The sequence below is a fragment of the Paenibacillus sp. Pae15 genome (assembly GCF_024519685.1).
Taxonomy (GTDB): domain Bacteria; phylum Bacillota; class Bacilli; order Paenibacillales; family NBRC-103111; genus Paenibacillus_G; species Paenibacillus_G naphthalenovorans.
Map to the genome: position 1 here is coordinate 126,715 of NZ_JALJRM010000002.1, position 12,317 is coordinate 139,031.

General features: G+C 47.1%; 11 protein-coding genes and 1 riboswitch. Of the genes, 9 read left to right on the plus strand and 2 right to left on the minus strand.

Annotated elements, in window-relative coordinates:
* The first annotated feature begins 144 nt into the window (after positions 1–144).
* A complete protein-coding gene (locus NR121_RS02335; RefSeq protein WP_256830449.1) occupies positions 145–630 on the plus strand; it encodes an amino acid ABC transporter permease in 486 nt (161 codons plus the stop codon).
* A 433-nt stretch (positions 631–1,063) separates the two neighbouring features.
* Here the strand turns inward: NR121_RS02335 and NR121_RS02340 are convergent, their stop codons facing one another.
* Together NR121_RS02340 and NR121_RS02345 are read right to left on the minus strand one after the other, a co-directional pair.
* Positions 1,064–1,552: a cation:proton antiporter regulatory subunit gene (locus NR121_RS02340; RefSeq protein WP_054818933.1), complete on the minus strand. Its 489-nt coding sequence runs from the start codon at positions 1,550–1,552 to the stop codon at positions 1,064–1,066.
* 21 nt (positions 1,553–1,573) lie between these two features.
* Positions 1,574–2,791 carry a cation:proton antiporter gene (locus NR121_RS02345; RefSeq protein WP_062409328.1) on the minus strand — a complete coding sequence of 406 codons (1,218 nt, stop codon included), beginning with the start codon at positions 2,789–2,791 and terminating at the stop codon, positions 1,574–1,576.
* Positions 2,792–3,290: 499 nt separating this feature from the next.
* A riboswitch (purine riboswitch) is annotated at positions 3,291–3,394 on the plus strand.
* A gap of 170 nt (positions 3,395–3,564) precedes the next feature.
* Between NR121_RS02345 and NR121_RS02350 the strand changes: the two genes are divergently transcribed.
* The 8 genes from NR121_RS02350 to dhaL all read left to right on the plus strand — a co-directional run bounded on the left by NR121_RS02350 (position 3,565) and on the right by dhaL (position 12,295).
* Entirely contained in the window at positions 3,565–4,173 is a 609-nt protein-coding gene (locus NR121_RS02350) for a xanthine phosphoribosyltransferase (protein WP_062409327.1), read from the plus strand.
* A gap of 1 nt (position 4,174) precedes the next feature.
* Positions 4,175–5,464 (plus strand): nucleobase:cation symporter-2 family protein, encoded by a 1,290-nt coding sequence (locus NR121_RS02355; protein ID WP_062409326.1) that lies wholly within the window; start codon positions 4,175–4,177, stop codon positions 5,462–5,464.
* Positions 5,465–5,666: 202 nt separating this feature from the next.
* Positions 5,667–6,677 (plus strand): LacI family DNA-binding transcriptional regulator, encoded by a 1,011-nt coding sequence (locus tag NR121_RS02360; RefSeq protein ID WP_054819530.1) that lies wholly within the window; start codon positions 5,667–5,669, stop codon positions 6,675–6,677.
* 181 nt (positions 6,678–6,858) lie between these two features.
* Complete coding sequence (locus NR121_RS02365) at positions 6,859–7,911, plus strand: sugar ABC transporter substrate-binding protein (RefSeq protein WP_256830371.1); 1,053 nt, start codon at positions 6,859–6,861, stop codon at positions 7,909–7,911.
* Between the two features lie 76 nt (positions 7,912–7,987).
* A complete protein-coding gene (locus NR121_RS02370) occupies positions 7,988–9,496 on the plus strand; it encodes a sugar ABC transporter ATP-binding protein (RefSeq protein WP_137670565.1) in 1,509 nt (502 codons plus the stop codon).
* Complete coding sequence (locus tag NR121_RS02375; RefSeq protein ID WP_082660823.1) at positions 9,493–10,518, plus strand: ABC transporter permease; 1,026 nt, start codon at positions 9,493–9,495, stop codon at positions 10,516–10,518. Before NR121_RS02370 ends, NR121_RS02375 begins: the two co-directional genes overlap by 4 nt.
* A gap of 72 nt (positions 10,519–10,590) precedes the next feature.
* Entirely contained in the window at positions 10,591–11,592 is a 1,002-nt protein-coding gene (locus NR121_RS02380; RefSeq protein WP_256830451.1) for a dihydroxyacetone kinase subunit DhaK, read from the plus strand.
* Between the two features lie 46 nt (positions 11,593–11,638).
* Positions 11,639–12,295 carry a dihydroxyacetone kinase subunit DhaL gene (gene dhaL / locus NR121_RS02385; RefSeq protein WP_062409322.1) on the plus strand — a complete coding sequence of 219 codons (657 nt, stop codon included), beginning with the start codon at positions 11,639–11,641 and terminating at the stop codon, positions 12,293–12,295.
* The last annotated feature ends 22 nt before the right edge of the window (positions 12,296–12,317 follow it).

A 12,317-nucleotide genomic window follows, 5' to 3' on the forward strand; every position in this document is an offset into this window, starting at 1 on the left:
GTTGAGATCCGGCCGAACTTCTATATATTCCTCGCTCTACCTTTGTTTCCTGTATGTTTTTTTATGCAAAGGGAACTGGGATAAAATCGCATCCTATCTGTCTGATAAAGCCCAAATATTTACAACGTATTATGTATCGGGCAAATAGCTCGCAACACACCTTTGTTAATTCAGCTATTTTTTCTGTACTTTGCTTTGCCAAGCCTGGGCATAAAGATTCCGGGTTATACAACGGCGATTATTGCCATGACTTTTCTCGGAGGGGGCTACATGACAGAGGTGTTCCGTTCGGGGTTGGAGGCGGTACAGAAGAGTAAGGTCGAGGCTGGACTAGCCATAGGACTGTCTAAGGGACAACTTCTAAGATTTATTTTGCTTCCGCAGGCCGTCCGAATTTCTATTCCTGCGTTCATAGGGAATTTCATTTTTCTGCTTAAGGAGACATCGGTCGTCTCCGCCATCGCTATTCCCGAACTGCTTTATACAACAACGGATCTGATCGCGACTTATTATAAAACGGTTGAGATGTTTATCATGCTTGCGGCATTTTACCTTATCCTCATTCTTCCGTTGTCCCTGTGTTTATCCTTTTTCGAAAGGAAGTTAACCTATGGACAATTCGGTAATTAGTTTATTGTTTACATCCCTTCCGTTATTGTTTAACGGAGTTATTCAAACTTTATGGATTGCTGTTTATTCTTTATGTATAAGTACAGTCTGCGGTATTGTATTTGGAATTTTCAGAATGTCCTCTATCCGGGGAATTCAAATGAGAACCTATATTTCGGGCAGTACCCGTTCTTGTATTTATGTTTTTCTTTTTTTTTGGACTTCCCATTCTGTGGGGGATAGAAGTCCCCGGTATGCTGGCAGCCGTTCTTTTGCATAAACTTTATGACGAATACCTGAAAAAAGAATTTGGTCCTGAAATCAATCCGGATGATATTGTTGTTGAAGGCGGAAAACTATAAATATTTACCTAACAAAGAAAAAAGAAGTGCATCCGTTTTCTTCATGAATCGGATGCACTTCCCATTTTTGGTATTTACTTGATCTTCTTTGATTATCCGTTCACTAAGAGATCTTTAAGCAGCTTAATTTGCTTTCTTTCTCCAGCTATAACAAGCGTCATATCCGCCGACAGCCGGTCATCCGGGCCGGGATTGATTTTCTGTCGATGCTTCTCCACAATGGCAAGGATCGTGGCTCCGGTCCTTTGACGAACTTGCAATTCAGCGATAGATTGATTAATGCATTTAAAGTGCGACTCGACTTTGCACCATTCAATAACCAATTCGTCTAGGGATACCTCAATCGTTTCCAACGCTTGGGGTTTATAGTTCATTCCGCCGATGATAGCCGCGATCTGTCTGGCTTCATCGTCATCCAGGGTGACCTGGGAGATGGTCTTGTCCGGGTCGTCATCTTCGAAATGGTATAGTTCCCTTCTGCCGTCGTCATGAATGACAATCACCATTTTATCCCCCGATCTCGCTTCCAACTGGAATTTCTTTCCGATCCCCGGCAGATCGCATTCTCTTATCGTACTCATTATCAATATCCTCCGTTCGGATTACCCCATATTTTTAAGCTTTTCTTGTGACTTGCTCCATTTGAATATTTTATTTAAGCCATTATAAATGTGTTTCGACTCTTTTGCCAACAGGGGTCCAACAATTGCCAATACCAAGACATAAAGAGCGGAAAATGGTTTAAGCAGCGGCATTAGCCCTCCGGCTACGCCTAAGTTAGCTACAATGATGGTAAATTCCCCACGCGCCATAACGGTAAGCCCGATATTCATAGAAGCCTTATGGGACAGACCTGCCTTGCGACCGGCTATCATTCCGGAAATCATATTTCCCAGGATGGTCAGCAGCACGGCTCCAATAGCTAACCATGCAGCATTGCCAAGGGTTAGAGGATCAATACTTAAACCAAAGCTAAAGAAGAACACGGCACCGAAGAAATCCCGGAATGGAATAACCAGATGCTCAATCCTCTTGCTATGCTCCGTTTCGGATAAAGCCAAGCCAAACAACAATGCGCCGATCGCTTCGGCTACATGTAAGGTTTCTGAGAATCCGGCAATGAAAAATAACGTAGAAAATACGACAATAATAAAGATTTCATTTGAGGTGATATTTAACAATTTGTTTAATACAGGAGTTCCTTTTCTGGCAATCAGGAAAAACAAAAGCATATACCCGATGGAGATCCCTACAGAAAGAAGGATTCCTCCGATGGATGTCGCGCCTCCCAGAAGCAGGCCTGACATGACCGACAGGAATACGGCAAGAAAAAGGTCATCGAACAAAATCATACCCAGGATTAACTCGGTTTCGGAGTTCCCGGTACGTCTGAGGTCAACCAGAACTTTAGCCACGATCGCCGTAGAGGATACGGACAGCATGCCAGCGATGATTAAAGTTTCATACAATGGGAAATTGACCAAAAAACCATAAGCTAACCCAATCGAGAAGTTCAATAGAACGTATACTGTTCCTCCAAAAACAATGTTACGGCCGGATTTGATCAATTTGGAAACAGAGAACTCCAGTCCTATGTAAAATAGAAGAAAGAGAACCCCGATTCGCCCGAGGAATGAAATCACTTCCTGGCTTTCTATAAATGTAAAGTCAAATATACCGAGTGTCGGCGCATGCGGGCCGACGACCATGCCGAGAATAATTAAAAAGGGTATGATGGAGAACTTTAGTTTGCCGGCAATGACGGAAGCAATTGCAATTAACATTAATGCGGTTCCAACCTCAAAAATCATATGATCCAATGTTTATCCCCCCTGTTGTTTCTTACTTGGTAACCTGAAAGAAAGTCTTCACCCCTTCTGCATAAAATATTCTGTCCCGGTATAGACACAGCCTTAGTATGACCCGTCAGTAGTTGTAATATCAGTAAAAATATCCATTTCGCGCTTCATCGCAACGCCTAGGGTTCAAAAAAGGCAGCACCCCCGTTTCCGCTGATGGCACACACGAAAGCTTGATTCGAAAACGCTATTTTTCTCATGACTAATCCCTCCATACGATAAAATAACCCCTATTCGGGGCTTACCAACATCATAACAAATTCCCTGCTTTTGTCCAGTTCAATTCCATATCGCACGTCCTTCCAATCTCTTATACAAGCCTTATTGAAAGAGGTTTTCAAAGCGACAACGTTTAAAGAAAGCCACAAGATGGTTCTATCATGTTCAAACCGGCGAAATGTGTCAGATGTTGTGAAATTTTCTCTTGAAACGATGGAGAAGAGTGTGTACTATATACAAGGTAAAACCTCATACAACAACTCGTATAATTTTGGGAATATGGCCCATAAGTTTCTACCGGCCGACCACTATAATCGGCCGACTATGAGTGAAAGCGCATCTAGGGTTCCGTTTCTTTTTTTGATTTTACAAAGAAAGAAAGGCTGGACCAAGCGATGCGGACACTTTTGTGTTACACCAAAAGGGATAAAAACCCAGAAGGACAGGCTTCACTTGAGAGGAACTGCTCAAGGAGCCTGTCCTTTTTCAGTTGGAAAAGGAGCGATAAACGCAGAATGGAATTATTGATGGAACGTATTCGTCAAGAGGGATTGATTCTGTCCGACACGGTGCTGAAGGTGGATTCGTTTTTGAATCATCAGGTGGATACGCAGCTCGCATTGGAGATTGGACGGGAGTTTGCGCGGTTGTTCGGCGATAAGTCCGTAACCAAGGTGCTGACCATCGAGGCCAGCGGCATTCAGTTTGCGATGGCGACGGGAATTGCGCTGAATGTCCCCTTTATTTATGCAAAAAAGAAGAAGGCCGTCACGCTTTCCGAGAAGGTGTATTCGGCACCCGTATATTCGTTTACCCGGCAAGAAACGTACCAGGTTAGCGTTTCGCAGAAATACCTGAGCCCGGGCGATAAAGTGCTGATTATAGATGATTTCCTGGCTACAGGCGCGGCGCTGGCGGGGCTGGTCGATATCGTAAGAGAATCGGGAGCCGAGCTGGTAGGGGTAGGCTGCGTGATCGAAAAAAGCTTTCAGGAAGGCCGCAGTCTGCTGGAAAAAAAGGGTGTCCTTGTACATTCCTTGGCCCGGATTGCTTCGATGTCGCCGGGTGAGATTCATTTTGTGCAAGACCATCGTTTATGCCATCAAGGTCAAGGGAGAATGTAGCATGTTAAGCAAACAAAAAGTCATTACCCTGGGTTTTCAGCATGTGCTGGCCATGTATGCCGGGGCTGTTATCGTACCGCTGATTGTCGGGGGAGCGCTCAATCTGACCAGCTCGCAAATCGCATATCTGATCGCGGCCGATTTATTTACATGCGGCATCGCCACGATCCTGCAGGTGATGGGAACAAAATATTTTGGCAGCGGGCTGCCCGTTATTTTGGGATGTACTTTTACGGCAGTCGGTCCGATCATTGCCATCGCCTCTACGTCGAATTTGGCGACAGCGTACGGAGCCATTATCCTGTCCGGTTTATTCGTTATTTTAGCCGCCCCGCTGTATGGAAAGATGCTTAAATTTTTCCCTACCGTTGTGACCGGTTCGGTCGTGACGATTATCGGGCTTTCCCTGATTCCGGTAGCGATGAACAACGCCGCCGGCGGTCAAGGGAGCCCCGATTTCGGCCAGCCGGGCCATTTGCTGCTCGCGCTGTTCACGCTGCTGGTTATTCTTGTAGTGAACCGGTTGGCTACCGGATTTTTACGGGCCATTTCCGTGCTTGTCGGGTTGATTGCCGGAACGGCCGCAGGCTATGCCATGGGTATCGTCAGCTTCTCGTCCGTTTCGTCAGCGTCATGGATTAGCGTTGCCCAGCCTTTTTACTTCGGCATTCCTGAAATCAGCATCACCGCGATTATTACCATGATCATCGTAAATATCGTCAGCATGGTGGAGTCCACAGGCGTTTATTTTGCCGTCGGCAAAGCCACCGATCAAAAAGTCGAGAACAAGCAGATCGTCAACGGGCTGCGTTCCGAAGGTCTTGCCATTATGCTGGGCGGGATTTTCAATGCGTTTCCTTATACCGCTTTCTCTCAAAATGTCGGCTTGATTACGCTCACTCGCGTGAAATCCCGGGATGTCATTTTTGCTGCGGGAGGCATCATGGTTGTTCTGGGCTTGCTGCCTAAGCTGGCGGCCTTAACGACCGTCATTCCCAATGCGGTGCTTGGGGGTGCGATGATCGTCATGTTCGGATCGGTCGCTGCCGCAGGGATATCGATTTTGTCGGGTGTTGACCTGCGCCAGGGAGACAATCTGCTGATTGCCGCCTGCAGCATCGCTGTCGGTCTGGGCTCGGCCACCCTTCCCCAGATGTTCGACCAGCTTCCGGGCTTCGCCAAAATGTTAATGCAAAACGGCATCGTGTCCGGTTCCTTGACCGCCATTCTTTTGAATCTGTTCCTGTCCAAGCGAAATGCCGCCGCCGCGGAGGTTGTTCAGGAAGCTTAATACATCGTTGCCAATCGCTCCCGTACCTGGTTTTGGGGGCGATTTTTTTATGAAGCCGGGAAAGTAACAAAAAAGGAAAAATTTTAAAATTTATTATTGAAATGAAAGCGCTATCGTTTTATAATGAGTTCAATGAAACGTTTTATTGACAAACGGACCCATTTTATTCATTTATTAATAACGTTTCATTAAGGAGTGGATCATGACGCCGACTATAAAAGATGTAGCCGCCGCCGCGGGAGTTTCCATCGGTACGGTTTCGAAGGTGATTAACAAATCGGGCTTTGTCAGCGAGAAGATCAGAGAAAGAGTCCTGCTTGCAATTACACTATTAAATTATAAACCGAATGCGGTGGCCAGGAGCTTGAAACAATCCAAGACGCATTTGATCGGCATCATTGTCGATGATATTTCCAACCTGTACATGATGAAAATCATAAAATCAGTCGAGAATCTGGCGACGGAAATGGAGTACAATCTCATTTCCTGCTCTCACAATAACCGGCCGGAGGAAGAAAGGAAGGCGCTCCAGCGGCTGATGGAAAAGCGCGTGGACGGTATTATCATGGTGCCTACAGGAAGCAACTTGGATGAACTCAATATGCCGAATAATATTCCCGTGATCTTGGTTGACAGAAAGGTTGAAAATGCCCGCTTCGATACGGTAGTCCATGAGAACATCAATACTTCAATCACGCTGGTTCAGCATTTGTATTTGCATGGCCGCCGCAAATTACTTTTTATCCATGGGGCCCTCCGTCATTCGGTCGAGATCGAAAGAGTTAACGGTATCGAAAAAGCGATTCATCTTCTGGGGCTCGATATGAGCGCACAAGTGTTTCTAGAAGTCGGAGCGGCGCTCGGACACATTTCGGCAGAAGTGCGAAAATATCTGGAGCATTCGGGATTGCCGGAGGGCATATATGCGACGAATCACTTGGCTTTAGCCGGAACGGTTAGAGCTTTATGGGATATGGGCGTTCAGGTGCCGGAAGAAGTATCGGTGGCGGGCTTCGGTGATATTGATACCTATGGCCTGTTGCGTCCAAGCTTCACTTTAGCGAAGGAAGACCCCTGCGAAGTAGGGAAAATCGCTTCCGAGCTCCTTTTTGAAAGGATCGAATTCGATAAGCAAGTTGACCAGCCTAAAGAGTTTCTTGTAACGCCTAAAATAACGATCGGGACTTCTTGCGGTACTCACGTCAGACCATAAAGTACCACAAGAAGTTTTATTTAAGGCATGCAGTAAAACGTTTCACTCTAATTGAAAGCGATTACATCAAGGTTGGGAGTGATGCAGGGTATAAAAATCAAAGTACTGGTTGCTGCATTCGGTTGGATTCAGGCATGGTAAAAAGACGGTTCTCATTACAACATTATGGAGGGTGATGTCGATGAAAAAAATGTTTAGTTTGCTTTTTGCAGTAACCATGGTGGTTTTGCTGGCTGCTTGCGGATCGAACAGTAGTAATGAAACGGGTAATTCTTCCGCTAAAAATACTCCGGAGCCCGGCACTAATGCGGAAAACAAGCCGGATCATGGAAAGCTGACCATCGGGATGTCGAACTCCATTTTAAGCATAGATTTTTTCGTTGCGCTCAAGCAGGGTGTTGAGCAGGGGGCCGCTAAAAACGGGTACCAAGTCATTAATACTAATGCCAACGGTGATGCAGCCAAGCAAGTTGCCGACATTGAGGATATGATTCAAAAAGGCGTGGACGCGATTATCGTAAACCCGCAGGATGTCGATGCTATTGTTCCTGCGATTGAAAAAGCGAATCAGGCGAAAATCCCCGTGATCGCCTTGGACCGGGGTGCCTCGGCCGGTGAATTGCTGTCCTTCCTTGAAACGGATAACGTGGAAATGGGACGTAAAGCAGCAGATTATATTGCGGAAAAATTGAAAGAAAAGAATGGGGATTACATAGGAAATGTGGTGGAATTGCAAGGGCTGTTAGGAACGACTGCAGCCCGCGACCGAGGCAAGGGATTTAATGATCAGATGCAGCAGAAATACCCGGACATCAAAATCGTTGCACGCCAAGCGGCGGACTTTAACCAGGAGAAGGCGCTGAATGTGACGACGAATATTCTCCAGGGCAACGCCCAAATCGATGCGATCTTTGGACATAATGACGACAATACGGTAGGCGCTGCCAATGCGATTGATCAAGCCGGACGATTTAAGCCGATCGGAGATAAGGAGCATATCGTCATTATTGGGATTGACGGCACCCGCCAAGCGATCCAGGCCATTAAAGACGGACGAATCGATGCCACGATTTCTCAAGTTCCCATCGAGATGGGGGAAATGGCGGTAGAATATGCGAAGCAGGCTCTGGTGGATCAAAAAACGGTAGAAAAGCATACCTTTACCCGTAACTTCCTTGTCACCAAGGAGAATGTAGATAAAGAAAAATTGTGGGCAACGGAACTGAAGAACTGAGCCATTCGCGAAATTGAAATTTAAAGGGGTACAGCTTCGCCATTCGTACTCTTCAAAACCAAGATAAGGGGGGCCAATGGTGGCTGAGTCAGCAACCTTATTGAAGATGACGGGGATCTCCAAATCCTTTGCCGGGGTCAAAGCCTTGGATCAAGTTCATTTAGAATTGAACAAAGGTGAAGTCATCGGTCTTCTCGGGGAAAACGGAGCCGGAAAATCGACATTAATGAAAATATTAAGCGGCATCTACACACCGGATACCGGCGAGATCTGGTTAGAAAATCAGAAATTATCTCTGCGGGGTCCCAGGCACTCCCAAAGCGCAGGAATCAGCATCATTCATCAGGAGCTCAATTTATTGCCTCATTTGACCGTAGCGGAAAATATTTTTATTCAATCCTTGCCGCAAAAAGGAATCGCATTGGATAAGAAAAAGCTGTTCCAGGATGCCCAGCAGCTTCTTGATGAGCTTGGATTCTATATTCATCCGAAGACCCTTGTCGGTGAACTCACCGTGGGCGCCCAACAGATGGTAGAGATTGCGAAAGCCTTATCCTTTCAATCGAAAGTGATCATTATGGATGAGCCCACATCAGCGATTACGGAACAAGAAACGGCAAAGCTGTTTGAAATCATACGTTCTTTAAAGGCAAAAGGAATTGCGACGATCTACATCTCCCACCGCATGGAGGAAATTTACGAAATCTGCGATCGGATTGTCGTTCTTCGCGATGGCTGCAATGCCGGAGAAGGGTTATCTGCCGACCTGAAGCCGGAGCAGATTGTGAGGATGCTGGTCGGAAGGGAAATGACGCAAATCTTTCCCCAACGAAAGGGACGGCCTGGCGGGGAAGTGGTGATGGAAGTAAAGGACTTCACTCGAAAGGGCGTATTTGAGAATATCTCTTTTCGGCTGCATAAAGGGGAAATTCTCGGCTTCTCCGGATTAATGGGCTCCGGCCGAACCGAGTTAATGGAATCTGTTTTTGGAATGGAGCCGGTTACCGGTGGGGAATTCATGGTTCACGGGAGCCGGGTCAACATCCGATCGACTCAGGATGCGATCGCAAAGGGGTTCGCCCTGGTTCCGGAAGATCGCCGAAAGCATGGCTTGATCGGTCATTTTACCGTGATTCAAAACGTAACGATCGCGACCCTGAAAAATATATCCGGATTTCTTCAAAAAATCAATTTTAAGAAAGAAAGGGAAATTGCCGATCGGTATATTGCCCAACTCCGCATCAAGACCCCCAGCGGGGAAACCGTGATTTCCAACCTGAGCGGAGGCAATCAACAGAAGGTTATCATCGCGAAATGGCTGGAGTCCCAACCAAGGATTCTCATTCTGGATGAACCTACGCGAGGCATTGATATCGGGGCTAAAGCCGAAATTTATCACATCATCCATGAGCTTGCCGCCCAAGGTACGGCTATTATTCTTATTTCTTCTGAATTGCCGGAGGTGATTGGCCTGAGCGATCGGATTCTGGTGATGGCCGGCGGAAGAATCACCGGCGAATTCCATCGGGAGGAAGCCGCGCCTGAAAAAATTATGCTTTGCGCTACAAGAGGGGGGTACACATGAACGAAGAAAACTTGGCAGCCAATCAGTCCTCCACAGACAAAATAGGTATTGCCGGCAAGAAGGCACTATACGCGAACCAACAGAATCAGATGCTTGCCTGGTTATCGAAAAATAAAGTGCTTATCGCGTTATTGCTGCTTTGCGTATTTTTTTCCATATCTACAGAACAATTTTTAAGGATGGATAACATTCAAAATATCTTTTTGCAAAGCGCCATCATGGGAATTGTTGCCATCGGCATGACTTATGTCATTATTACAGCCGGCATCGATCTGGGGGTCGGTTCGATTGTTGCAGTCACCGGAATGGTCATTGCAGGTATGATTAATTCCGGCGTACCGATCATCGCAGCCATCCTGGCGGGGCTGTTGATCGGGATGATAAGCGGCATCATCAACGGATTCTTCATTACCAGATTTCATATGGCGCCGTTCATTGTCACTTTGGGAATGATGGCTGCGGCCCGTTCGGTTACCCTTGTATATTCCGATGCCCAAACGATCTCGGTATATAAGGACCCGTTCCTGCAATATCTCCGAATGGGCAAAATCGCGGGTATTCCGGTGATGATCCTGATTACCGCGGTATTGTTCCTGATCGCCGGCTATGTGCTGTCTAATACGGTATTCGGCCGTCATGTATATGCGATTGGAAGCAACAAAAAGGCGGCTGAAGTTTCCGGTATTCCTGTAAAACGGATCGAAATGATGGTATATGTGATTGCCGGCACATTGGCTGCGGTCGGCGGACTCATGATGACAGCGAGGCTGGGGTCCGGGACGCCTCTCGCCGGAGTAAACCTGGAGTTAATGGCCATCGCCGCTGTGGTGATTGGCGGAACGAGTCTTTCCGGCGGAAGGGGAACTATTTTTGGCACGCTGATCGGGGTTCTGCTCATTAACGTATTAAATACAGGCATGAACCTCATGAATATATCTTCCCACTACCAGGGATTAATCATGGGTGCGGTTATCCTCTTAGCTGCGCTGATTGATTCTGTAAGCAATAAAAAATCCAAATAAATGGATGTGCTGCTATTTTTATAACATTTAATTATTGGAGGAAGATCAATTATGGAGCAAAAAACCAATGGGATGAAAAAATTTATTAACGATCCTGAAACCGTAGTGGATGATATGCTGGAAGGCTTGCTTATTGCCCATTCCGATCAATTGAAGAGCATCCGAAGCGATAACCGCGCCCTGGTTAGAGCTGATTCCCCTATCCAGGGGAAAGTGGCTATCGCTACCGGCGGGGGCTCCGGGCATCTTCCTTTATTTCTTGGTTATGTCGGCAAAGGAATGCTTGACGGCGTAGCGGTAGGAGACATTTTTGCTTCTCCAAGCTCGCAGCAAATGCTGGATGTCACCCGTTCGATCCATGGCGGAGAAGGCGTCTTATATATTTACGGGAATTATGGCGGAGATGTCATGAATTTTGATATGGCCGCTGAATTAGCCGATTTGGACGGTATTCGTGTGGAGACGGTCGTGGCCACCGATGATGCGGCCTCGATGCCGAAGGGATATGAACACCAACGCCGAGGCGTAGCGGGGATGTTCTACCTGTACAAATTAGCCGCTGCCAAAGCGGAGCAGTTTGCCAGCCTCGATGAGGTGAAACGAATCGCCGAGAAAGCAAATTCAAACGTGCGTACCATGGGGGTTGCCCTTACCCCTTGCATTCTGCCTGCCGTCGGCCGCCCTACGTTCGAAATCGGAGAGGGAGAAATGGAAATCGGGATGGGAATTCATGGGGAGCCGGGCATTCAACGCGGAAAACTTCAAACCGCCGATGAAGTGGCGCAAACCCTGGTCACAGCCATTCTTCAGGATATGCCGATCGATAAGGGCTGCGATGTGTCTGTTCTGATTAATGGACTGGGCGCTACGCCGTTAGAAGAGCTATATATTTTTTACCGGTCTGTTCATAAGCTGTTAGAGGAGAAAGGGATCCATATCTATAACCGTTATATCGGCGAGTATGCCACATCCTTGGAGATGGCGGGTCTCTCCATATCCATCCTGCGTCTTGACGATGAATTGCGCGAACTGCTGGATGCCCCATTTGCCACTCCGTTTCGAATTCAGAATTAAATCACTTCCTGCAAAGATACAAAGGCTGGCGACAAGGAGAGATCATATGAAAGAAACACTGAATGTCCAAGACATCAAAAACATTTTACAAGAGATCAGCAGAATTATGGATGAAAACAAAGATTACCTGTGTAAGCTGGATGGCGCTTTAGGAGACGGCGATATCGGATTGACGATGTCGAAAGGATTTCGGGCCGTGGTTGAAAACCTGCCGAATACCTCCAACGAGAATATCGGTGTCGTATTGATGAATAGCGCTGTGGTGATGGGGGAAACGGTAGCTTCAACGATGGGAACCTTAATGGCTTCCGCCATCATCCGTGGCGGGAAAGTGACTCAGGGCAAATCGGAATTGACTGCCGAGGATTTGCTGACAATGACCAGAGCGATGGTTCACGCTTTAGTGGAGCGCGGTAAAGCGAAGGCTGGCGAAAAAACGGTTTTGGATTCGATTATTCCGGCGATGGAGGCATTAGAGGCGGCTGCGAAAGAAGGCAAGTCTTTGAAGGAGACGATTAACGAGGCTTATGCTGCGGCAGACAAGGGTGCCAGGCACACCATTGAAATGCAGGCCAGACACGGCAGGGCCGGGAGGTATCTCGAACGTTCCATCGGGCTTCAGGATCCGGGAGCTACGGTCGGCGCACTCTTCTTTAAAGGATTTTCAAACTATGTCAATGCCGGGACATTTACTTCAGCATAGAGGTGCGGGTTCACACTGCCGC